Annotated in this window: 14 protein-coding genes; 12 read left to right on the forward strand and 2 right to left on the reverse strand. The window is 72.2% G+C overall.

Features of this window, described 5'->3' with window-relative positions:
* Positions 1 to 8: 8 nt before the first annotated feature.
* Positions 9 to 1,133 (reverse strand): GntR family transcriptional regulator, encoded by a 1,125-nt coding sequence (locus tag ABZ815_RS23925; protein WP_357701377.1) that lies wholly within the window; start codon positions 1,131 to 1,133, stop codon positions 9 to 11.
* A gap of 89 nt (positions 1,134 to 1,222) precedes the next feature.
* On the opposite strand from ABZ815_RS23925, the gene ABZ815_RS23930 reads away from it, so the two are divergent.
* From ABZ815_RS23930 to ABZ815_RS23970, 9 genes are all read left to right on the forward strand, one after another.
* Positions 1,223 to 2,827, forward strand: a complete 1,605-nt coding sequence (locus ABZ815_RS23930) for a hypothetical protein (RefSeq protein ID WP_357701379.1) — start codon at positions 1,223 to 1,225, stop codon at positions 2,825 to 2,827.
* A 15-nt stretch (positions 2,828 to 2,842) separates the two neighbouring features.
* Positions 2,843 to 4,093, forward strand: a complete 1,251-nt coding sequence (locus tag ABZ815_RS23935; protein ID WP_357701381.1) for an enolase C-terminal domain-like protein — start codon at positions 2,843 to 2,845, stop codon at positions 4,091 to 4,093.
* A gap of 113 nt (positions 4,094 to 4,206) precedes the next feature.
* Entirely contained in the window at positions 4,207 to 5,565 is a 1,359-nt protein-coding gene (locus ABZ815_RS23940; protein WP_357701383.1) for an extracellular solute-binding protein, read from the forward strand.
* Positions 5,562 to 6,500, forward strand: coding sequence for a sugar ABC transporter permease (locus ABZ815_RS23945; RefSeq protein ID WP_357701385.1), 939 nt, complete (start codon positions 5,562 to 5,564; stop codon positions 6,498 to 6,500). Before ABZ815_RS23940 ends, ABZ815_RS23945 begins: the two co-directional genes overlap by 4 nt.
* Positions 6,497 to 7,351: a carbohydrate ABC transporter permease gene (locus tag ABZ815_RS23950; protein WP_357701386.1), complete on the forward strand. Its 855-nt coding sequence runs from the start codon at positions 6,497 to 6,499 to the stop codon at positions 7,349 to 7,351. Before ABZ815_RS23945 ends, ABZ815_RS23950 begins: the two co-directional genes overlap by 4 nt.
* Positions 7,351 to 8,196 carry an NAD(P)-dependent oxidoreductase gene (locus tag ABZ815_RS23955; RefSeq protein WP_357701388.1) on the forward strand — a complete coding sequence of 282 codons (846 nt, stop codon included), beginning with the start codon at positions 7,351 to 7,353 and terminating at the stop codon, positions 8,194 to 8,196. Before ABZ815_RS23950 ends, ABZ815_RS23955 begins: the two co-directional genes overlap by 1 nt.
* 23 nt (positions 8,197 to 8,219) lie before the next feature.
* Entirely contained in the window at positions 8,220 to 11,372 is a 3,153-nt protein-coding gene (locus tag ABZ815_RS23960; protein WP_357701389.1) for a sugar-binding protein, read from the forward strand.
* A gap of 91 nt (positions 11,373 to 11,463) precedes the next feature.
* Positions 11,464 to 12,171 carry an RraA family protein gene (locus tag ABZ815_RS23965; RefSeq protein ID WP_357701391.1) on the forward strand — a complete coding sequence of 236 codons (708 nt, stop codon included), beginning with the start codon at positions 11,464 to 11,466 and terminating at the stop codon, positions 12,169 to 12,171.
* Positions 12,171 to 15,311 (forward strand): hypothetical protein, encoded by a 3,141-nt coding sequence (locus ABZ815_RS23970; RefSeq protein ID WP_357701393.1) that lies wholly within the window; start codon positions 12,171 to 12,173, stop codon positions 15,309 to 15,311. Before ABZ815_RS23965 ends, ABZ815_RS23970 begins: the two co-directional genes overlap by 1 nt.
* On the opposite strand, the gene ABZ815_RS23975 is transcribed toward ABZ815_RS23970, so the two are convergent.
* The gene (locus ABZ815_RS23975; RefSeq protein WP_357701395.1) at positions 15,236 to 16,018 is read right to left on the reverse strand and encodes a polysaccharide deacetylase family protein; all 783 of its coding nucleotides are present in this window, start codon (positions 16,016 to 16,018) and stop codon (positions 15,236 to 15,238) included. The two genes, ABZ815_RS23970 and ABZ815_RS23975, sit on opposite strands and share 76 nt — an antisense overlap.
* 141 nt (positions 16,019 to 16,159) lie before the next feature.
* Here ABZ815_RS23975 and ABZ815_RS23980 point away from each other — a divergent pair, with 141 nt between their 5' ends.
* From ABZ815_RS23980 to ABZ815_RS23990, 3 genes are read left to right on the forward strand one after another with little or no spacing between them, the layout of a single operon-like run.
* Complete coding sequence (locus ABZ815_RS23980) at positions 16,160 to 17,644, forward strand: twin-arginine translocation signal domain-containing protein (RefSeq protein WP_357701397.1); 1,485 nt, start codon at positions 16,160 to 16,162, stop codon at positions 17,642 to 17,644.
* Entirely contained in the window at positions 17,641 to 21,252 is a 3,612-nt protein-coding gene (locus tag ABZ815_RS23985; protein WP_357701399.1) for a beta-galactosidase, read from the forward strand. The genes ABZ815_RS23980 and ABZ815_RS23985 overlap by 4 nt, the downstream gene beginning before the upstream one ends.
* Positions 21,253 to 21,296: 44 nt before the next feature.
* On the forward strand, positions 21,297 to 23,162 hold the full coding sequence (locus tag ABZ815_RS23990; RefSeq protein ID WP_357701401.1) for a glycoside hydrolase family 97 catalytic domain-containing protein: 1,866 nt from the start codon (positions 21,297 to 21,299) through the stop codon (positions 23,160 to 23,162).
* Positions 23,163 to 23,249 lie beyond the last annotated feature (87 nt).

Consider the following 23,249-nt stretch of genomic DNA (forward strand, 5'->3'; position numbering starts at 1 on the left):
TCGGGGGTTCAGGCGGTTTGGGCGGAGACCACGCGCAGATAGGCACGAGCCGACTCGCGGGTGCGGATCTCGATCGGCAACACCACGTGCTCGACCTCCGACGCCGTCTCCGGGTGGTCGATGCGCTCGGCCAGCAGCCGCATCGCCCGCTCGCCCATCTCCCGCGACGGCAGGCGGGCGGCGGCGACGGTCAGCGGCAGCAGGTCGAACGGGCCCGCGTCGTCCATGCCGGCCAGCTCGACCTGGCCGGGCACCTCGACGCCCATCGCGGTGAGGTCGGAGGCCGCGTGCGCCAGCACGAACCCGTTGGCGCACAGCAGCACCGTCGGCGGCTCGCGCCGGTCGAGCAGCCCGGCCAGCATCTCCCGCCGCCGGTCCTCCGGCAGCCGCAGGTAGGTCTTGAGCGCGGTCAGCTCCGGCGAGACCGGCAGCCCGTGCTCGCGCAGCGACTGCACGTGCCCGGTGAGGCGCTCCTGCACGGAGGTGCACTCGGTGGCGTCCCACAGCGCGGTGATGCGCCGGTGCCCCTGCCCGATGAGATATTCGGTCAGCCGGTAGCCGATGGCGAAGTTGTCGAAGAGCACCGCGTCGGTGGGGGACTCGGGATGGTAGCGGTCGACCATGACCAGCGGGACGTGCCGCCGCCGCAGCTCGGCCAGGGCGGGGGAGTCGTGGTGGGCGTCGACCGAGTACAGCGCGACGCCGCTGGCCTGGGTGTCGAGCGCCTGACGCAGCGCCTTCTCCTGGGCGGCCGGTGAGCCCTTGGTGTTGGACAGGAACATCCGGTAGCCGAGTTCGGCGCAGACCGATTCGATGCCGTCGATCACGTCGGAGTTGTGCGGCCCGTGCCCGTGCATGATGTAGGCGATGGAGCGCTCCCGCGTCGACTCGGCCGGGACGGGCCGATCGGCCACGAACGTGCCGCGTCCGCGCCGCCGTACCAGGTAGCCCTCGGTGACCAGTTCGTTGAGCGCGCGCACCGCGGTGGTGGTGCTCACTCCGAACCGTTCGCAGACCTCGCGCTGGCTGATGAACGGCTCGTCCTGCACGTACTCACCGCGCGAGATCGCCGCGACCAGATCCCGCTTGACCTGCTGGTAGAGCGGCTCCTGGCTGTCGGACGATTCGTTCATCCTGCCCCCATCTGTCCCATTCGTGATCGTTGACACGTTAACACGCTAAGACTAACGTCGGGCCGCATTCGGCGAAAGGACACCCAGCGGTGACACCCGAGGAGTTCCTGAAGGTTCAGGACGAGCGCTACGACCCCGAACACCGGCTGCCGTGGCAGCTGTCACGCAGCAACGGATACCACACGACGATCCCGGCCGGCACCCGCGTGCACGACACCCGAACCTCCACCGACTACGCGATCGCGTTGCTGCAGGCCGGCCGCCTCGACCGCGCCAAGGACGTGCTCAGCGCGATCGTCGACCTGCAGGAGCGCGACCCGCTCGACGATCACTACGGCATCTGGGGCTACTTCATGGAGGAGCCGCCCCAGGCCATGGCGCCCGCCGACTGGAACTGGGCCGACTTCATCGGCGTACGGCTGGCCCAGGTGCTGGCCGCGCACGGGGACGTCCTCGACGGCCGGATCGCCGAGGCGCTGCGCCACGCGGCCCTGTCCATCTTCCGGCGCAACGTCGGCCCGCGCTACACGAACATCGCCCTGCTCGGCTCCGTCACCTGCGCGAGCGCCGGCGAGCTGCTCGACACCCCCGGGTTCCTCGACTACGGCAGGCGCAAGCTCACCGCGATGCTGGAACGCGACGCCTTCGCCGAGTACAACTCGCCCGCCTACAGCCCGTTCCTGCTGGAGATCTGCGAACGCGCTCACGCGCTGGTCCGCGACCGGGAGTTCCTGGAGCAGATCGAGGTCATGCGCGAACGCGTGTGGGCGGCGCTCGCCGAACGCTTCCACCCGGGCACCGGGCAGCTCGCCGGCCCACACGCCCGCGCGTACACCGACTGGCTCAGCGAGGAGTTGACGTGTTATCTCGCCGCCCAGACCGGAGCGCCGATCGAGGCGCGCCCCGGCGTCGGGACCCGCGACGACACCCCGCGCATGGTGCCCACCCTGCCCTGCCCACCGCACCTGGCCGAGCGCTTCGCCCGGCTCCCCGAGCCCGAGGTGCAGGTCAGGACCGTCTTCGACGGCCGGACCACCGGCACCACCTGGCTCACCGAGGACGCCACACTGGGCACGGTCAACGAGGAGTTCGCCTGGGTGCAGCGCAGGCCGCTGCTCGGCTACTGGCGCACGCCCGAGGACCCGGCCGTGGTGCTGCGCGCCCGGATCATGCACAACGGCCACGACCTGACCGCCGCCTGGTGCCGCCAGGCGCAGGACGGCCCCAGGGTGCTGGCCGGATGGTGGCTCACCTACGACTCCGGCGACTTCCACCCGAACCTCGACAAGCCAGAAGGCAGCATCTTCGACGTGGGCGACCTGCGGCTGCGCGTCACGTTGCGCGGCCGGGGCGTGCGGGGCCGCGAGCTGGGCGACGGCGTCTTCGAGCTCGCCGCCGGGACGCGCCGGGCGGTCGTGCACACGGGCGAGGCCGGCTTCCTCGGCGAGCCCGCCACCTGGGCCCTGGCCACCGGTGAGGACGAGGTCGCCGTCGAGGCGGTGCTGTACGACGGGCCGCGCGAACCGGTCGACTTCCACCACGCGATCCTGCGTGCCGGGTTCGCCGTGGAACTGCTCAGGGCGGGCGCGGAACCCGCCGCGCAGCCGGTGCTCAGCGCCGTGGGGGAGGAGGAGGTCCGCTGGTCGTGGGGCGGCCTGGAGGTCGCCGTGCCCGCCCGTCCCACCCGCTTCTGAAAGGCGCGTTCCCGCATGCAGGAAACCCAGGCCCCCTGGCCGTCCAGGGACGGGCTGACGATCACGCGCGTGCGTGCCGTCGTCACGGCGCCCGAGGGCATCCCGCTGGTCGTGGTCAGGATCGACACCTCCGACGACGGTCTGTACGGCCTCGGCTGCGCCACCTTCACCCAGCGCTTCCACGCCGTCGCCGCGGCCGTGGACGAGCACGTGGGCCCGATGCTGATCGGCCGCCATCCGGCCGACATCGAGGACATCACCCGCATGGTCCACCTGTCGTCCTACTGGCGTGGCGGGCCGGTGCTGAACAACGCGCTGTCCGGCGTCGACATGGCGCTGTGGGACATCGCGGGCAAGCGCGCCGGCATGCCCGTGTACGAGCTGCTCGGCGGCCGGGTGCGCGCGGCGGCGCCCGTCTACCTGCACGCCGAGGGCGCCACCGTCGAGGGCACGCTGGAGCACGCCCAGCGGCTCATGGCCGCCGGATATCACCACGTCAGGCTGCAGACCGGGCAACCGGGGCTGGGCGGCTACGGCGCGCCCGGCAGGGCGAACGCCTACCCGGACTCGCCACATCCCGACGGCTGGGACGTCAGGCACTATCTGCGCACCACCCCCGCCCTGTTCGAACGGGCCCGCGAGGTCCTGGGCGAGGACGTCGAGCTGCTGCACGACGTGCACAGCCGGCTCACGCCCAAGGAGGCGATCCTGCTGGCCAGGTCGCTGGAGCCGTACCGGCTGTTCTTCCTGGAGGACGTGGTCGCGCCCGAGCATTACGACCGGCTGCCCGAGGTGCGGGCGGCCTCGCCCGCGCCGATCGCGGTAGGCGAGCTGCTCGTCTCGGTGCCCGACGCGGCCAGGCTGGTCCTGGGCGGCGGCGTCGACCTGCTGCGCTGCCACGTCTCGGCCATCGGCGGGCTGACCCCGGCGCGCAAGCTGGCCGCGCTCTGCGAGCTGACCGGGGTGCGCACGGCCTGGCACTCCCCGGGCGACGTCTCGCCCATCGGCGTGGCGGCGAACCTGGCGCTGGACGTCACCACGCCCGCGTTCGGCATCCAGGAGGGCCATGTCTACCCCGACAGCGTGTGCGAGGTGTTCCCCGGCACGCTCAATCCCGTTCGCGGCCACCTCCGTCCCGCCGATCTGCCCGGCTGGGGGATCGAGCTGGACGAGCGGCTGGCCGCCGCGTACCCGCCGGTCACGCACCTGCACGAGCGGTGGGCGGCACGGGTCCGCCGCCCCGACGGCGGGATAGAAGCACCTTAGTTGACGCGTTAACTCGTTGCATTTCGCCCGCGTTACCATCCCGTGCTTTACACGTTAACGCGTCATATATAGCGTTCGACTCGACTCGCCCCCCGGCATGAACTGGAGTCCCGATGAACACGTACATGGCTAGAGGAGCCGCGGGTCTGCTGCTCCTGGCCGCGGTCGCGGCGTGCGGCGGCGGGCAGGACGGCACGTCCGGCGGCAAGACCGAGATCACCGTCTCCGGCATGCCGCCCAGCACCCAGCCGGAGAGCCAGAAGAACTTCCTGGCCCAGGTCGCCGAGTTCGAGAAGGCCAACCCGAGCATCAAGGTCAAGCCGACCGAGACGCAGTACGACGTCAAGACGTTCGCGGCGCGCCTGGCCGCGGGCCAGCTGGAGACGGTCTTCCGCGTCCCGCTGACCGACCCGCAGGCCATGATCAAGCGCGGCCAGGTCGCCGACCTCACCGCGGACCTGAAGCTGCTCGCCAAGTCCGACTTCGACAAGCGCATCCTGGCCCCGAGCAGCACCCCCGACGGCAAGATCTACGGCCTGCCCACCGAGGCGTACGCCGCCGGCCTCGTCTACAACCGTGAGCTGTTCACCAAGGCCGGGCTCGACCCCGACAAGCCCCCCGCCACGTGGGACGAAGTGCGGGCCGCCGCCAAGACGATCAGCGACAGGACCGGGGTGCCCGGCTTCGGCATGCACGCCACCGCCAACACCGGCGGCTGGATGCTCACGACCATGACCTACTCCTACGGCGGCCGGATGGAGAAGGAGGAGGGCGGCAAGGTCGTCCCCGCCTTCGACGACGCCCCCACCAGGCAGGCCCTCGGCCTGCTCAAGGCGATGCGCTGGGACGACCGCTCGATGGGCACCCAGCACCTGCGCAACCAGGACGACCTGCTGCGTGACTTCGCCGCCGGCAAGGTCGCGATGATGATGGGCGCGCCCAACCTCTACGGCAGTTACATCGCCAAGTTCAACGGCAAGCCCGAGGTGTACGGCCAGACCACGCTGCCGTCCGGGTCGGGCAAGGGCACGCTGCTGGGCGGCACGGTCGCCGTCGTCAGCCCGAAGGCCACCCCCGAGCAGCGCCGGGCGGCGGTCAAGTGGATCGACGCCGTCTACCTGCGGCCCAAGTACGACCCGGCCCTGGCCACCGAGCGGGCCGAGAAGAAGAAGGCCGACGGTCTCGTGGCCGCCGTGCCGCAGCTGCCGTTCTTCGCCCCCGCGGTCTCCGACCCCGTGATGGCCGCGGAGAAGGCCGCCTCCAACGTCGACTGGGAGCACTTCGCCACCTACAACGAGGGCGTGAAGGCGCAGGAGTTCATCTCCGAGCCGGCCGTCGCCGGCCAGGAGCTCTACGCCGCGCTCGACACGGTCGTCCAGGCGGTGCTGACCCGCCAGGACGCCGACCCGGCGGCCGAGATCACCAAGGCCGTCGAGAAGGTGAAGCCGATCCTGGACAGGTCGCAGCAGTGACGGCGCTGGCCGAGAAGGCGGGCGCGGACACGACGGCCACCACGCCGCGTCCGCCCCGGCGGCGCGGGACCAGGCACCCCTACGCGGTGGCCTCGGTGTTGTTCCTCGCGCCGCTGGTGCTCGTGTTCGCCGTGTTCTCCTGGTGGCCGATCCTGCAGAGCGCCATGCTCGCCTTCCAGCGCACCAACCTGGTCGAGGCGGCGAGCTGGGTCGGCTGGCAGAACTTCACCAACCTGTTCGCCGATCCGCTGCTCGGCAAGGCCGCGCTGAACACGCTCTGGTTCACCGTCCTCGCCCTGGTCCTCGGCTTCCCCATGCCGGTCTTCCTCGCGGTGGTCATGTCGGAGCTGCGCAAGGGCGGCGGCCTGTTCCGCGTGCTGGTCTACCTGCCGGTGGCGGTGCCGCCGGTCGTGGCGATCATGATGTGGAAGTTCTTCTACAACAGCGACTACGGCCTGCTCAACGGCCTGCTCGGGCTGGTCGGCCTGGGCCCGTTCCCGTGGCTGCAGGACACGCAGTGGGCGATGCCCTCGCTGGTGCTGGAGGCCACCTGGGCGGGCGCGGGCGGCACCGTGCTGATCTACATCGCGGCGCTGACCAGCGTCCCCAGGGAGCTGTACGAGGCGGCCGAGAGCGACGGCGCGTCGATCCGGCGGCGCGTGTGGCACATCACGCTGCCCCAGTTGCGCGGCGTGCTGCTGCTCATGCTGCTGTTGCAGGTCATCGGCACCTTCCAGGTCTTCACCGAGCCGTTCGTCATGACCGACGGCGGCCCGGAGGACGCGACGGTCACGGTGCTGCTGCTCATCTACCGGTACGCCTTCGTCTACGGCGACTACGGCATGGCCGGCGCGCTGTCGGTGCTGCTGGCGGTCGTGCTCGGCCTGCTGTCGGCGGTGTACCTGCGCATGACGAAGGCTTGGAGCACGACATGAGCGGACTGATCTCCGATTCCGACCGGAAGAAGCGCGGCGTACGCGCGGTGCTCGGCTCGACCCAGTTCGCCGTCTTCCTCGGCGTGCTCGTCGCCGGGCTCGGCCCGATCCTGTGGACGGTCAAGGGGGCGATCTCCCCGACCCGGGAACTGCTCACCGACCCGCTGCGCCTCTACCCGGCCGCCCCCGACTGGTCGCTGCTCGCCGAGGCGTGGAGCAGGCTGCGCATCGGCCACTTCATGCTCAACACGGTCGTCCTGGCCGGAGGGTCGTGGCTGGCGCAGATCGTCGTGTCGGTCATGGGCGCGTACGCGCTGTCGGTGCTCCGGCCGCGCTACGGCAAGTACGTCTACGGCGCGATCCTGGCGACGCTGTTCCTGCCGGGCAGCGTGTCGCTCGTCGCGCTCTACCTGACGGTGCTCGACGTGGGCATCGCCAACACCACGTGGGCGGTGTGGCTGCCGCACGCCGCGCACGCCTTCACCGTCCTGCTGATGAAACGGTTCTTCGACGGGATCCCGCGCGAGCTGTTCGGCGCGGCCCAGGTCGACGGCGCCGGACCGTGGCGGATGTTCTGGTACATCGTGCTGCCCATGTCGAAGCCCGTCCTGGCCGTGACGTCCCTGCTGACGATCATGGGCGCCTGGAAGGACTTCCTGTGGCCCATGGTGGCCATCTCCGACGGCGAGATGCACCCGATCTCGGTGGCGCTGCCCAGGCTGGCGGAGTTCGCCGAGGAGAACATGGTCATCGCCGGCATGTTCATGGCGTTGATGCCGCCCGTGCTCGTCTTCATCGTCTTCCAGAAGTACATCGTGCGCGGCGTGGGGTTCACGGGGGTCAAGGGTTGATGCTCAGCAGAGTGCTCGTCACCGGCGCGGCCGGGTTGATCGGCCGGGCCGTCCTCGCGCGCTGCGCGGCCGAGGACGTGCCGGTGACCGCGCTGGTCCTGGAGGATCCGGGCGACCTCAAGGCCGACCGCGTCGTCGTGGGCGACGCGGGCGACCCCGAGGTCGTACGGCAGGCGCTGGAAGGCGTCGAGGCCGTGATCCATCTCGCGGCCATCCCCAGCCCCAACCACAACCCCCCGCAGGAGGTCTATCTCAACAACACCGGCGCCACGTTCGCGGTGCTCGACGAGGCGGGCCGGGCCGGGGTGCGCCGGGCGGTCATCGCCAGCAGCCTCAGCGTGCTCGGCATGCCGTTCTCCCCACACGGCCTGGAACCGGCCTACCTGCCCGTCGACGAGGCGCACCCGCTGCTGGCCGCCGACCCCTACGCGCTGTCGAAGGAGGCCGACGAGTCCACCGCGCGCATGATGCACCGGCTGCACGGCATGACGGTGGTGGCGCTGCGCTTCCCGTTCGTCGGCGGCCCCGAGGACCGGCTGCCCGAGCGGGCCGCCGAGTTCGCCGCCGAGCCGGCCAGGGGAGCCGTCGACCTGTGGGCCTACCTGGACTCGCGGGACGCGGCCACCGCCTGCTGGCTCGGCGTCACCCGGCCGATCGACGGCTCCCACGTGCTGTTCGTGGCCGCCCCCGACACCATCGTCCCGCTGCCCACCGAGGAACTCCTCCACCACTTCCTGCCTCGTTCCCCGCTGCGCGCGGCCCTGCCCGGCCGGGCCGTGCCGATCGACGTGACCAAGGCCCGCCGAGTCCTCGGCTTCGAGGCGGAGCACCTGTACCGGCTCTGACGAACGGAGAGGATCCACCCCCCATGAGATCCCGCATCCATCTCTGGTTACGAACCGTCATCACCTCACTGCTGATCGTTCCACTCCTGGCCGTGCCGTCCCACGCGGCCACGGACATCGACGAGGTCGTCGGCGACTTCGAGTACGGCACGCAGGGCTGGGCCCTGGGGCTCGGCCCGGAGTTCCCCGGCGCCAAGGGCACCCTCACCAGCGACGCGGCCGACGCGAAGACCGGAGCGCGCTCGGCCCTGCTGACCGCCGACCTCACCGCCGGCGGCAAGTACGTGGAGGCCGGGTTCGCCATGGCCGCCGACCTGAAGGCGCTGTCGCTCTGGGCGCGCTCGCCCGCACTGCCCACGGTGACGCTGCGGCTGGTGGACAGCACCGGGCAGACCCACCAGCAGCGGCTGCCGCTGGCCGCGGGCGGCGGCTGGCAGCGGCTCACCGTCGCCGCCTTCGCCGCCGGGCAGTCCTACCAGCACTTCGGCGGGGCCGGCGACGGCGTGTGGCACGGGCCGGCCAAGCGGGTGGCGTTCCTCGTCGAGCGCACCGGGCAGCTCAGGCTCGACGGGGTCACGATCACCGCGCCCGCTCCCGACCTCGCCCTGGGGCAGCGGGCCGTGGGCAACGTGTTCGTGCAGCCCGCCCAGCCCTCGTTCGACGTGACGAGCCGGGGTGACGCGCTGACCTGGAGCGTACGTGACCTGTCCGGCGTGCAGGTGGCCGCGGGCAGCGGAACCGCCGGGACGCTGGCCGTACCGGTCGCCGAGCCGGGGCACTACCGGCTCAGCGTGACCGCGACCTCGGCCGGGCAGGCGATCGCCACCAAGGAGACCGCGTTCGCCGTGCTCACGCCCTTCACCGCGACGGGCGACTCCCCGTTCGGCGTGGCCGGGCACTTCACCCGGGCCGACTGGGGCGCTCCCGGCGGCGACCTGCTGGAACTGGCCGCCAAGGCCGGGGTGCGCACCGTGCGCGACGACGCGGTCTGGGAGTCGATCGAGAAGACCGAGGGCGTCTACGAGTACGGGCGCTACGACCCGCTGCACGCCACGCTCGACGCCGAGGACATGCGCTGGCTGGCGATCGCCGCCTACACCAACCCCCACCACGACGGGAACGCCACACCGTACACCGACGCGGGCCGCGCCGCCTACGCCGCCTACGCCTCGGCGTTGATCGGCACGTACGACCTGCCGTGGATCGAGGTCTACAACGAGTTCAACATCGGCTTCGGCGACCGGGGCAACGGGCCCGCAGACTCGCGCGCCGACTACTACTTCCCGCTGCTGAAGGCCACCTACGAGAAGGTCAAGGCCGACCACCCGCAGGTCACGGTCGTCGGCCCGGCCTCCGCCGGCGTGCCGCTCGCCTGGCTGGAGGAGCTGTTCAAGCTCGGCGCCCTCGACTACCTCGACGTGGTCTCCATCCACCCCTACGTCTACCCGGGCACCCCCGAGTCGGCCGCCAAGAGCATCGACGACCTCGACGCCCTGATCAGGAAGTACAACCACGGCAGGTCCAAGCCCATCTGGATCACCGAGCAGGGCTGGCCCACCCACACCGACGCACGCGGCGTCACCGAGGCCACCCAGGCCGCCTACGTGGTCCGCGCCCACGTGGCGGCGCTGGCCAAGGGCGTTCAGCGGTTCTTCTGGTACGACTTCATGAACGACGGCACCGACCCGGCGCTCAACGAGGACAACTTCGGCCTGGTGCGCAACACCGCCGACGCCTCCGGCCGGTGGACGCCCAAGCCCGGCTACGTCGCCTACGCCGCCATGACCAGGCAGCTCACCGGGGCCGCCTACGTCAGGCAGGAGGCCGAGGGCCGTCAGCTCTTCCGGAAGGACGGCCACGACCTGCGCGTCCTGTGGTCGGCCCAGCCCGCGACCGTCTCGCTGCGCACCGACGCCCCGCTCACCGTCACCGACCTGACCGGCGCGAGCGAGGTGCTGCGCCCGCTGGGCGGCCGCGTCACGCTCTCGCTGTCCGGCGACCCCGTCTACGTGCGCGGCGACGCCGTGCTGGAGGACGCCGCCCGCTACACGATCACCGGCGGCGGCGCCGTGGTCGGCGAGGGGATCGAGCTGAAGCTGGCCGTGGACACCACGCGCGGCCCCGCCGTACGCGGCAGCTTCGCCGTCGGCGACGTCGACGTGCCGGTGTCGGTGCGCGGCGGGCGCAAGGCCGAGATCCCGGTGTCGCTGCCCGCCGTGACCCGCACCGGCCCGCTCGACCTGGTCGGCCGCCTGAAGATCCACGGGAGGCCGGTCGCCAGGCTCGGCTCGCGGGTCGAGGTGACGCAACCGTTCGCGATCACCGCCAGGCACGTGCTCCCGGACGACCTGGCGATCACCGTGCGCAACCTGTCGGCCAAGGAGCTGGCCCCCGGCGACCTCGGCTGGGCCTTCGGCGCTCGCACCGGCACGCTCCCGATCGCCGGGACCGTGCCCGCGGGCGGCTCGCGCACCGAGCGCCTTCCCCTGGCGGACCTGCCTGCCGGGCCGTACGAGCTGCGGCTGGGCGCCGTCGCGGGCGTCGGCGTCACCGGCCGGGTGGCCCGCGTCGCCGACGGCGCGCTCAACCGGGCCGACCGCGCCACGATCACCGTCGACGGCGTGCCCGACGACCTGACCGGCCGCCCGGCCGTCGACCTCGCCGACGGCACCGTCAAGATCCCCTCGTACGGCGGGGCGGACGACCTCAGCGGCACCCTCCACGTCACCTGGGACGCCGACCGCTTCTACCTCAGCGCCAGGATCCACGACGACGTCCACACCCAGGCCGGCACCGGAGCGGACATCTGGCAGGGCGACTCCCTGCAGTTCGCCGTCGCCGCCGGACTGCCCGGCGAGACGCGCACCTGGTCCGAGCTCGGCCTCGCGCTGACCGCCCAGGGCCCGCAGTTCCACCGCTGGCTCGGCGACGGACCGGAACCCGACGCCAAGGTCGCCGTCACCCGGGACGAGACCGCCGAGGAGACCGTCTACGAGCTGTCACTGCCCTGGGCGGCACTCGCCCCGCTCACCCCGGAGGACGGCCTGTTCAGCCTGTCCGTCGTCGCCAACGACAACGACGGGACCGGCCGCGAGGGCTGGATCGAATGGGGTTCCGGCATCGCCGGGACGAAGAACCCCGCCCTCTTCCGCCCCGCCCGCTTCATCGGGCAGTAGACGAAACCCCCTGCCCCCACCTCACCCTGCCCACCGGGACCCGCACCGGTCTTCGCGCGGGGCCCGATCACGAGCGTCACCTAGGAGTGGCATGCATCGGCTGAAACGCTGGAACACCCCCACCGTCTACAACGGCTGGGAACAGATCACCCAGCGCGACATCGCCTTCCACCAGGAGGAATCGCGCGACTTCATGCCCCAGATGGGCCCCATGGTCGGCCGGGCGGTCACCGTCGTCATCGAGCCGGGCAACCCGGAGCACCCCGCTGACGTGTGGGACGACTACCGGCGCTACGTGGCCTCGGTCGACGGGCCGAAGATCGTCGTCGTGCAGGACCTCGACAAGCCCAGAACCGTCGGCTCGTTCTGGGGCGAGGTCAACAGCGGCGCGCACCGCGCGCTGGGCTGCGTCGGCACCATCACCGACGGCGCGATCCGTGACCTGGACGAGATGACCGGCGCCGGGTTCAAGGCCCTCGCCAGGCGGCTGTGCGTCGGGCACGCCCATGTCCGCCCGGTGCGCTGGGGCGTACCGGTCGAGGTGTTCGGGCAGGTCGTCGAGCCGGGGCAGCTCGTGCACGCCGACCAGCACGGGTTCCTGGCGATCCCGGCCGAGGACGAGGAGGGACTGCTGGAAGCGGCGGCCTTCATGGACGCCAACGAGTGCGGCACCGTCATCCCCGCCGCGCAGGCGGCGGGCCGCTCCCACGAGCAGGTGATCGCCGACCTCGGCGCGGCGGGCGAGGACTTCGCCCGCGCGGCCGGAGAGCGCTACGGACGGCAAGGAGAATCCCGCTGATGAAGATCATCTCAAGGAGGGTGGCCGCCGCCTGCGCGGCCATCCTGGCGGCCGGGCTGCTGACGGCCCTGCCCGCGCAGAGCGCGAGCGCCGCGGCGGCGGCCACGGCCGTGCTCGGCGCCGACCCCGTCTACACCGGCGTCGTCAAGGCGTGGCCGGGCGACGGCGACAAGGACCCGGCCCACGCCGTCAGCGAGCGCGGCGGCGAGTCGTGCTGGCAGATGTCCGGCACGCCGTACAACCGCTACGTCTACGTGGACGTGGCCGACGCCTCGATCCCGGCCGGGGCGACCCGCGCGTGGGTCGTGGTCCGCTACTTCGACGCGGGACCGGTCGGCCTCGACGTCCACTACGACGGAAAGGCGGGCGCCTTCACCGGCAGCGCCAACGTGGCGCTGACCGGCACCGGCACGTGGAAGAGCTCGGTCATCGGGCTCAGCGACATCAACTTCAAGAACCGGGTCAACGGCGCCGACTTCCGGCTCAACGTCAAGGCCGACGCCGCCTCGATCCCCGCCGTGTGCTTCAGCAGGGTCGAGGTGCACTTCACCGACCCGTCGCAGCTCACGATCACCAACCCGTCGCTGGTCTTCACCCAGGGGACGAACACGATCGACGTCGCCGCGGCGGCCGACCAGGTCGAGTGGACCATCGGCGACCCGAACGGGGTCCCGCTGCGGTCGGGCACGCGGGCGGTGGCCGGCGGCACCACGAAGATCGACATTTCCGATCTCGGCCCGGGTTACTACCGGCTGACCGTCTCGACCGGGGTCACCACTCGTTCCACCTCGTTCGGGGTCGTCACCCCGCTCGCCACGAGGGATCCGTACTTCGCCGCCGCCATCCACTACGGCTGGCAGCCGGGCATCGAGGAACAGCTGCTCAGGACGGCCGCGCAGATCGGATGGACCGAGGTGCGCTCCGACGCCAACTGGTCGGGCATCGAGAAGCAGGCGGGCGTCTACGACTTCACCGGCGCCCTCGACACCGGCCTGCGCAAGGCGCATGAGAACGGCATCACCACGATGCCCATCCTCGGCTACCGCAACCCGCTGTACGACGGCGGCAAGACGCCCAGCACCCCCGCCGGTCTGGCCGCGTTCGCCCGCTTCGGCGCGGCCGTGGCGGCCAATTACGCCTCCTTCACCAAGGACGTCTCGGTCTACAACGAGTACAACTCCACCGGCTTCAACGACGGCGCCTGCGGCATCACCCCACAGTGCTACCTCGATGTCGTCAAGGCCCTCTACCCGGCCATCCATCAGGCGGTGCCCACGGCCAACGTGGTCGGCCCGACCTCGGCCGGCACCCAGCTCGCCTGGCACGACCAGTTCTTCGCCCTCGGCGGCCTGGACTATCTCGACACGCTGAGCGTCAACTTCTACGGCTACGCCGACGCCGGGGCCGGCACGCCGCCCGAGCGGACCGTGATGACGACCGAGTTCCCGCAGCTCGTGGCGAAGGTCAAGGCCAAGAAGAACCTGCCGATCTGGATCAGCGAGAACGGCTGGCCCACCCACACCGCCGGCTCGACCGAGGCCCAGCAGGCCGACTATCTGATCAGGGCGCAGACGCTGGCCAGGAGCGCGGGCGCGGACAAGTACTTCTGGTACGACCTCATCGACGACGGCGACAACGCCGGCGAGCGCGAGCACCGCTTCGGCCTGTTCCGCCGCCCGGTCTCCGGCGTCGCCGCCCCCTCGCCCAAGCCGGCCGCGATCTCCCAGGCCGTGCTGATCCGCAAGCTCGCCGGCCGCACGCTCGGCGCCCGCCAGGACACCGGCGACGCCGACGTCTACTCCTACCCGATCAGCGGCGGCACCCGGCTGCTGTGGGCCACCCAGCCCCGCTCGGTCACGCTCGGCGCGCTCGGCGATGTCACGCTGTCCGACCAGTTCGGCGCGGTCAGCACGCTCAAGCCGCAGGCCGGCAAGGTGCGGCTCGACCTGGACGGCAGCCCGGTCTTCGTCTCCGGCCTCATCGCCTCGGTCAAGGCCGGCGCCTCGCCGCTGTCGGTCAGCGCCCCCGAGCAGTCGGTCACCGGCGAGAAGCTGGCCGTGACCGTCACCGCCGACCGTACCGGCGGCGCGAAGCTGCCGGGCAGGCTGGCCGTGGCCGCCGGCGGGGTCAAGGCCGATCTGGTCACCCGCAAGGGGCGGAAGACGTCGGTCACGCTGGAGTTGCCCGCCACCCCGGCCACCGGCCGCCGGGCGGTCACCGCCACGGTCGCCGACGACCACGGTCCCATCGCCCGGCTGCGCTCGGGCAGCCAGGTGGTCAAGCCGTACACGGTCGAGGGGCGGCCGATCATCGTCGGGAGGAAGCTGCGGATCACCGTGACCAACAACAGCCCCGCCACACCGGTCAAGCCGGGTTCCGTCGGCTGGCAGGTGGGTTCCTGGCGCGGGGTGGTCGCCGATCCGGCCGAGGTGCCCGCGCTGGGGTCGGTCTCCGTGGAGGCCCCGGTGCCGGACGCCCTGCCGTACGTGAACTACAGCTACGCGGTCACGGCCGGCACCGCGAGCGACACCGGGTCGCTCAGCTTCAGTCCGATCGAGAAGGCCGGGGCGACCACCCTGGACTCGATCGACCTGGACGGCCTGGGCCGCTGGGCCGGGCTCCGCGGCGGCACGCGGACCGGCCCCGACGACCTGTCCGGGACGGTCCGCTTCACGCACAGCCCGGACGCGCTGATCCTGGACGCGGTCATCAAGGACGACGTGCACAACGCCGCCCGCACCGACCCGTCGCTGAACTGGCAGGTCGACTCCGTGCAGTTCAGCCTGTACTCGGCCTTCCCCGGCGAGCTCACCGGTGAACGGGTCGAGGTCGGCGCGGCCCTGCTGCCCTCGGGGCCCGCCGCCTACACCTGGACCGGCCCGGCCGGTCCGACCCCGGGCGCCGATGTCGCCATCACCCGGGACGAGACTGCCAAGACCACCACGTACCGGCTGGCCGTGCCGTGGGCGTCGCTCGGCTACGACCAGCCGCCGACCGGCGTGATCGGCATCTCGTTCCTCGTCAACGACGCCGACGCCGGAACGGGCGGCGACGCCCGCGACGGCTACCTCGAATGGGGGAGCGGCGTCGGCAGCGCGCCGAAGAACCCGGCGCTGTTCCGCTCCGCCCAGCTCGTCTGAGCGGACCGGTCCAGGTCGTCGAAGCCCAGGACGTCGAGTCCCAGCTCGGCGGCCTGGGCCAGCACCGTCTCCAGCCGCGCCGGTGACACGTGATTGCACTCGTGCGAGTCCGCGACCGCGTGCGCGTAGAACGTCACCGCCTCCTCCCGCTCGGCGGCGCGCACCAGGGCCGAACGCACCGAGGCGTCGTCGACCCCGGCGGGCCTGAACAGCTTGCCCGTGTCGATCCCCGCCCCGATCAGCACGCGGCGCCCGGCGAGCTCGGCGGCCGGGGTGAAGATCTCGTCCACGGTGTCCAGGCCGCCCTCGGCCGGGTGCCGGGCGCCGCCGCGTAGCCGGTGGAACACCCCGCCCAGCACCGCGTCCGACCGTTCGTCGCGGCGGCTCACCGGATAGGCGAAGCAGGCGGCCTCGAACCCGTGCGCGCGCAGCGCCGCCAGGCACGGGGTGACGTCCTCGGCCAGGTAGCCGTCGCCGCCGAGGGCCGCGATCCGGTCGGGCGCCCACAGGTGCCGGTAGCCGTGCGCGCCCACGGTGTGCCCGTCGTCCGCCAGCTCGCGCAGCCGTCTCCATCCGTCGTCGTCGATCCGGTACGGCTCGCTGACGAAGAACGTCACCCGCGCGCCGTACTCCCTGAACAGGCCGCGCATCGCGCTCCACTCGGGGACGAAGAAGTCGTCGAAGGTCATCAGCAGGATGCCGCTCATGGCGGTGATCGTAACGTGTTAACGCGTCAACCTGAAGGCGTCAGGTCACTCGTACGCGTCCGTTGACGGGAGGTGGTCCGGATCTCTAGTCTCCACTTAATCCGGGGGATGGATTTAGTCGCCGTTCGCGAAGGAGAACCCGTGACCGCAGCCGATCCGCCCGACGTTCCTCGTGCCCTCTCCCGCCGTGCCGTCCTCGCGGGCGCGGGTCTCGGCGCGGCCGCAGCCGTACTCGGGCTCCCCGGGCCGGCGGACGCCGCCGTGACCCCCGTGCCGTTGGGGGCGCTGCTCGGGACCAACCACGCCGGCACCGCCGGTCCCGGGATCGGCGCCCTGGCGGGCATGTCATGGGATCGCGCCGACGTCCTCTGGGCCGCCGTCGAACCCACCCAGGGGACGTACGACGACAGCGCCGTCCACGCCTTCGGCGCCCGGTTCGCCGCCGCCGCGGCCAACGGTGTGACCCTGCTCCCGGTGCTGGCCTACTCCGCCCCGTGGGCCGCCCGGACGACCGCGTACGGCTGGACGCACTGGGACGTGCGGTACGAGGTCGGCGCCGCCCAGGCCGCCGTCGGCCCGGGCTGGCAGCGCCGGGTGACCCGGACCCGGATCAGCACCGGTGAAGTCCTCCAGGACGAGGTCGTCGTCCTGCCCAAGGACAGGACGCCGCCGGCGGACCCGGCGAGGTGGAGCGCGTTCGTCGACCACGTCGTGGGGATCCTGCGCGGCACGTACGGGGTCGAGTACTTCCAGGTGTGGAACGAGGCGTACTGGTCGGCGGGGTTCTGGTACGGCAGCCCGTACGAGTACGTCGACCAGATCCACAAGCCCGCGTCCACGATGATCCGCGGCCACGGCGGCAAGGTCGTCTACGGCGGCTGGCCCTCGGTGGCGGCGATCGCCCGCTTCACCGCCCTGCTGACCGAGACAGGCGCCTGGTCCAGCATCGACGTGCTCGACGTGCACTACTACAAGCCGTCCGACCTGGAGTCGCTGCGGGTCGCGTGCGTCGCCGCGCTGGGGACGTCGCTGCCGATCTGGCAGACCGAGATCGGCTACTCGACCAGCCCGGCGGCGGCCGCCCTGGTGTACCCGGGACTGCTGCACTGGGCGATCACCCGCGGCCTCGCGCAGCGGCCGGACGGCTTCAAGCTGCTCTGGTACGCCTGGCAGGCGCCCGCCTCGGCGTCCGCGGCCGACGCCGGCCGCTACCTGCGCAAAGCCGACGGGACGCCGACCTCCCACGGCGTCTGCCTCGGCACCGTCGCCGACCTCTTCGACGGCGTGGTGCCCGAGACCTACGACACCCACACCAACGACGCCGGGCTGACGACGGCCCGGGACTGGGCCTCCGGTTCCGTCGAAGGGTTCCTGGTCGGCGGCAGCAAGATCGTCATCGCCGTCCACACCCCGGCAGGCTGGGCGGGCACGCACGTGACCTTCACCCTGGCGTCGCCGCCGCCCACGGCCGTCGCGGCCCGCGTGGACCTGACCGGTCAGCGCACGCCGCTGGCCCTCACCGGCGGCACGGTCACCGTCCCGCTGGCCGACGCGCCGGGGTCGGCCGCCGCCTCCCACAACGCCGCTTCCAGCATCCGCACCTGCTATCTAGAGGTCTCCTCGTGACAATCTCCCGCCGTACCTTCCTGCGCGGCGTCGGCGTCTCCGCCACCGCCGCCGTGCTCCCCGCCGTCACCGCCCAGTGGGCGGCCGCCGATCCGCGCTCCGCCCTGCTGACCCGCGAACAGCTGACGGCGCTGCTCGGACGGGGCGCGCACCTCCCGCTCGTGAGACTCGCCGCGGCGGGGGACCTCGGCGGCGCGTTCGGCGCCCACCTGCCGAGCCGCGACGGCCAGGTGTCCGTCACGGGCTGGGCCGGCGCGGACGACCTGTCGGCCGACCTCGCGCTCGGCTACGACGCCGAACGGCTGTACGTCGCCGCGACGGTGACCGACGACGTCCACCACCCGATCGGCGGCACCAACCAGTGGCAGGGCGACGGGCTCCAGATCGCCTTCGGCGACAGCGGCGGCGGATACGGCCCGGAGTACGGCCTCGCGCTGCTCGACGGCTGCCCCGAGGTCTACCGGTTCAGCGACGGCCCGGTCACCTCGCCGGTCGGCGACGTCACCCTGACCGCCCGGCGAGAGGGGACGAAGACGCACTACCTGGCGGCGTTCCCGTGGGCCTCGACCGGCGTCGACGCTCCGGCTCCCGGCGGCTCGGTGCTGTTCAACGCGATCGTCAACGACAACGACGGCGCGAACCGGCGGGGCTGGATCCAGTGGCGTCCCGGCATCGCCACCGGCAAGTCCGCGCAGGAGTTCGTCCGGCTGGCGGCCCTGCCCGAGTCGGGCGCGTGCCAGGCGTGGATCACCCTCGACGAGGACGAGGTCGAGGCGGGGTCCACGATCGAGGCGTCGATCTTCGTCCTGAACTGGGACGACGCCGACCGCCGCGTCGAGGTGACCGGCCCGGACGGCGCCGCGACGCCCGCGGCGATCCCGGCTCGCACCACCCTGCGGCTCACGATCCCCATCACCGCGACGACCGCGGGCGAGCTCGCGATCACCGCCTCGGTGAAGGACCTGACCGGCGGCGCCACCACCGATCTGGCGGCGACCGGCCGGGTGACGATGTCGGCGGAGGCGATCGCGCGGGACCTCGCCGAGATCGCCGCCTCCGTCAGGACGGCCGGGGACCTGCTGGCGCAGTGCGCGGACCGGGGGATCCCCACCCACTACGAACGCGTCGACGCGACCACCTTGGAGAAGTTCACCGGCTACACCCGCGACGACGTCACGGCAGGTCAGAGGTGGCGCGCCACCTACAACACGGTCACCATGACGGCGATGGCCGACCACCTCCTCACCCGCCTGCGCGCCCTGGCCGCCGGGAAGGCGGAGGGGACGCGGGTGCCGCGCTACGTCACCGGGCCGATCGGCCGCGAGGACTGGATGTTCACCGGCACGGTCTCCGACGGCACGACGACTGGGAAGGGCCGCCCGGTCGTGTTCAGCGGCCCGATGGGATGGGCCGAGGTGGTCGCCGACATCCCCAGGCTGGCCGATCTGGGCTTCAACGCCTGCGCCCTGGAGATGGGGCCGCAGAGCGCGATCGTCCCGCCGGACGCGATCCCGGGCTGGGGCACGACGGGCGTCGGCGACGCGGCGGTGACCTTCGCCCGCGACGCGTCGGTCTCGCACGGCTCCGCCGCGTCCCTGCGCGTGTCGTTCGCCGGTCCGAGGAGGCCGAACAACTACCGCCAATTCTCCCAGCTGCTGACCGTGGAGCCGGGGGCCGCCTACCGGGTCCGCGCGTGGATCAAGGGGCAGGACGTCACCCTTCGCGCGGTGTCGATCCCCACCGCCACCTGGGCCACCCGCTACTACCCGCCGGAGGGCACCTACGACTGGCAGCCGGTCGAGTTCACCCTCACCCCCGGCAACGTGTCGTCCTACCGCTTCTCGATCATCTGCGAGGGCCAGGTCGGGGCGCTGTGGATCGACGACCTGACCATCACGCGCGCCGATGGGACGGGGCCGGAGAACATCGCGGGCAACGGCGGGTTCGACGAAGCCGTGACGGTCGCGGCGAGCGGCGAGTACGCGGTGTCGCCGTACGAGATCGACCGGGGCCCGGTGCGCTGGCTCGCGGCGGCGGCCGAGGCGGACGTCGCCCTGAGCCTGCTGCTGGCGCCGCAGTACTTCCCGGCCTTCCTGACGGCCAGGCACCCCGACCTCAAGCTGGCCGAGGGGTACGACGTCCACCACCCGCTGGCGCGGGAGGTGATCGAGGCGTTCCTGCGTGCGATCATCCCCAGGATCGCGAAGTCGCCCGCGCTGCACAGCCTGATCCTCAGCAACGAGCCCCGCTACGTCGACACGGCGAGCCCGTCGACCAGGCGCGGCTGGGCGCGCTTCCTCACCGCGGAGTACCGCGACATCGCCGCGCTCAACAAGGTGTACGGCACCGCGCACCGGAGCTTCGACGAGGTGCCCGTCCCCGGCGTGCGGGCGGTCGAGCCGACCGTGCCCTGCCACGACTGGATCACCTTCAACACCAGGGCGTTCGCCTCGTGGCACGCGTGGATGGCCGAGGTGGTCCACGACCTCGCCCCGGACGTCCCGGTGCACTCCAAGATGGTGGGCAGCACCCTGAAGGACCGCAACTACCTGCTGTGGGGCCCCGATCCCGAGCAGTGGGCCACCTTCTCCCAGCTGTCGGGCAACGACGCGTCGAACTACCCGGGACAGGGCGTCGACGGCTTCCTGGGCAAGTTCGCGTTCTACGACCTCCAGGCCGGCATCGCGCGGACCCCGGTGTTCGACTCCGAGGACCACGTGATCCCCGACCGCAGCACGTCGTACTCCAAGGTGGAGGCGGCCCACGTCGCGGCGGACCTGTGGCAGGGGGCCCTGCACGGCCGTTCCGCCACCGCCTTCTGGGTGTGGGCGCGGACCACCGAGGCGGCGTCCACGCTGGCGGGCAGCATGCTGCACCGGCCGGACGTGATCGCCGCGGCCGGCCGGACCAGCCTGGACCTGAACCGGTTCGCCGCCGAGGTGGCCCTGTTGCAGGGTGCCGGGGCCGGTGTCGGCATTCTGTACTCGCGCACCTCGTCGGTGTACTCCGCGCGGCACCTGGCCGCGGTGCGCGAGGTGTACAAGGCCCTGACGATGAACGGCGTCCCCGTGCACTTCGTCACCGAGTCCGGCCTGTCCGGGCGGCAGGCCACCGAGGGGGTGAAGATGGTGATCGCACCCGGGGTGACGCATCTGCCGTCCGCCTGCCTGCGGGGGCTGCGGGACCTGGCCGGCAAGGCCCGGCTCGTCGTCGCGGGCGCCGACGCCCTGACGCGCGACGAGCGGAACCAGGCCCTTCCGGCCGGTGAGCGCGCGCAGGTGCTCAGGAAGGCGACCGTCCTGCCGGCCGACGGCCCGGCCGGCCTCGGGGCCGCCGTGCTCGGCCTGGCGCGGCGGAGCCGGCTCGACGTGGTGACGCTGGAGCGTACGTCCGGCGGCGCGCCCGCGGACGTCGAGTGGCGGCCGGTGCACGACGGCAGGCGCTGGCTGGTCGGCGTGACGAACTACGGCAAGCGCACGGAAGTGGTGACGATCAGGCTCCACGGCCGCGGGCCTCTCGAACTCCAGGACCTGCTCACCGGCGAACGACTCGACCGGTCGAGGACGGAGCTGGCCCCGCTGACGCCGCGCCTCCTGACGCTCCGGTAAATGCCGTCTTTTTATTCCAACCAGCGGACTAAAGGAAACCCAACGTGTTGTGGACCGTGAAGTCGCCCGAGGGCGCGGTCGAGCTCGACGTCTCACTGGACGACCGGGGCCGGCTCTTCTACGACGTGCGGCGGCGCGGCGTCGTACTCCTCCGGCGCTCCAGGCTCGGCGTCGAGCGGCAGGACGCGTCGTTCCACGACGGGCTCACGCCGGTCGCCGAACCCGTGGCCGAGGTGCGGGACGACGGTCACACCGCGGCGCACGGCAAGCGCGCCGTGCTGCGCGAGCGGTTCACGGCGGCCACGCTGTCGCTGCGTGGACGCAACGGCGCGCGTCTCGATCTCGACCTCCGCGTCCTGGACGACGCCGTCGCGTTCCGCTACCGCTTCCCCGAGGGCTCCGGCACGGCCACGGTCACCAGGGAGCTGACGACCTTCGCGTTCGCGTCGGAAGGGCGGGCCTGGGCGCAGCCGACCTCGCCCTCCGACGGTGGCGGACCCGCCCACGAGCACCTCTACACCAACGGCGTGCCCATCGGCACCCCGACCGGCGCGCGCTCGTACGACCTGCCGGCCACGTTCGAGGTGAACGGGCAGTGGCTGCTCGTCTCCGAGGCCGGGCTCGACGAGACCTTCCACGGCACCCGGCTGGCCCCCGTCCCGGCCGGCCGGGAGTACGGCGTGCTGGGCCCCGACCCGGACGAGGGCCTCGGGCACGGCGACGTCCTGGCCACGTCGGCGCTGCCGTGGACGCTCCCGTGGCGGTTCGTCGCGATCGCGGACACTGCGGCCGAGCTGGTCGAGTCCACGACCGTGTGGCACCTGGCCGAGCCCTCCACGATCACCGACACCTCGTGGATCAGGCCGGGACGCGTCTCGTGGAGCTGGTGGTCGGAGAACGCCAGCCCGCGCGACCTGGCCGCGCTGCGGCGCTTCGTGGACCTCGCGGGCGAGATGGGCTGGGAGTACTCGCTCGTCGACGCGAACTGGACGGTCCACGCGGAGCAGGAGATCCGCGACCTGGTCCGCTACGCCGCAGAACGGGACGTGCGCCTGTTCCTCTGGTACAACTCCGCCGGGCCGAACAACGACTCGACCGAGGGGCCGCGCGACCTCATGCACCTGGCCGAGGCGCGGCGGGCGGAACTGGCCAGGATCGCGGACTGGGGGATCGCCGGGATCAAGGTCGACTTCTTCCACTCCGACAAGCAGGCCGGGATCGCGCACTACCTCGGCATCCTGCGGGACGCGGCCGAGGCCAGGCTGATGGTCAACTTCCATGGCAGCACCGTCCCGCGCGGCTGGGAGCGGACGTGGCCGCACCTGATGACGATGGAGGCCGTACGCGGGGCCGAGTGGTACCTGTTCGGGCCGACGTTCGCGGAGGAGGCCGTGTGGCACAACACCGTGCTCCCGTTCACCCGCAACGTGATCGGCCCGATGGACTACACGCCGGTCACCTTCGGCGACGCGCTGAGGCCCCGCAGGACCACGGCGGCCCACGAGCTGGCGCTCGCGGTGGTCTACGAGTCGGGGCTGCTGCACTTCGCGGACTCGCCCGAGTCCTACCGGGCGCAGCCGGCGGAGGTGCGCGAGGTGCTGCGGGCCGTGCCGGCCGCCTGGGACGACACGGTCGGGCTGGCGGGGGAGCCGGGCGACCACGTCGTGCTGGCCCGCCGTACGGGAGGGACCTGGTGGCTGGCGGGCATCAACGGCCCGGTCGCGCGCCCGGCGGCCACCCTCGGCCTCGGGCGTCTCGGGCCGCTGAGCGGCACCTGGCGCCTGGTCGGCGACGGCGCGGACCGCGACGCGGTGGCGGTCTCCGACGTCGCGGCGGGCGAGGCGTTCCAGGTGCCCGCCATGCCCCCGGGCGGCGGCTTCGTCGCCCGCCTGCTTCCCGGGTGGGGCTAGGGGCGGGCCGAGAAGCGTTCGTCGAGGATCAGGCAGGCGGCGCCGATCGCGGCCACGTCGGCGCCCAGAGCGGTGCCCACGACGCCG

Origin of the sequence: Nonomuraea sp. NPDC047529, from assembly GCF_040642995.1 — a bacterium.
Classification (GTDB): domain Bacteria; phylum Actinomycetota; class Actinomycetes; order Streptosporangiales; family Streptosporangiaceae; genus Nonomuraea.

Coding starts and splice junctions, on each gene's coding strand:
- ABZ815_RS23925 (WP_357701377.1), bottom strand. CDS start 1,133: ATGAACGAATCGTCCGACAGCCAGGAGCCGCTCTACCAGCAGGTCAAG.
- ABZ815_RS23935 (WP_357701381.1), top strand. CDS start 2,843: ATGCAGGAAACCCAGGCCCCCTGGCCGTCCAGGGACGGGCTGACGATC.
- ABZ815_RS23940 (WP_357701383.1), top strand. CDS start 4,207: ATGAACACGTACATGGCTAGAGGAGCCGCGGGTCTGCTGCTCCTGGCC.
- ABZ815_RS23950 (WP_357701386.1), top strand. CDS start 6,497: ATGAGCGGACTGATCTCCGATTCCGACCGGAAGAAGCGCGGCGTACGC.
- ABZ815_RS23955 (WP_357701388.1), top strand. CDS start 7,351: ATGCTCAGCAGAGTGCTCGTCACCGGCGCGGCCGGGTTGATCGGCCGG.
- ABZ815_RS23960 (WP_357701389.1), top strand. CDS start 8,220: ATGAGATCCCGCATCCATCTCTGGTTACGAACCGTCATCACCTCACTG.
- ABZ815_RS23965 (WP_357701391.1), top strand. CDS start 11,464: ATGCATCGGCTGAAACGCTGGAACACCCCCACCGTCTACAACGGCTGG.
- ABZ815_RS23970 (WP_357701393.1), top strand. CDS start 12,171: ATGAAGATCATCTCAAGGAGGGTGGCCGCCGCCTGCGCGGCCATCCTG.
- ABZ815_RS23975 (WP_357701395.1), bottom strand. CDS start 16,018: ATGAGCGGCATCCTGCTGATGACCTTCGACGACTTCTTCGTCCCCGAG.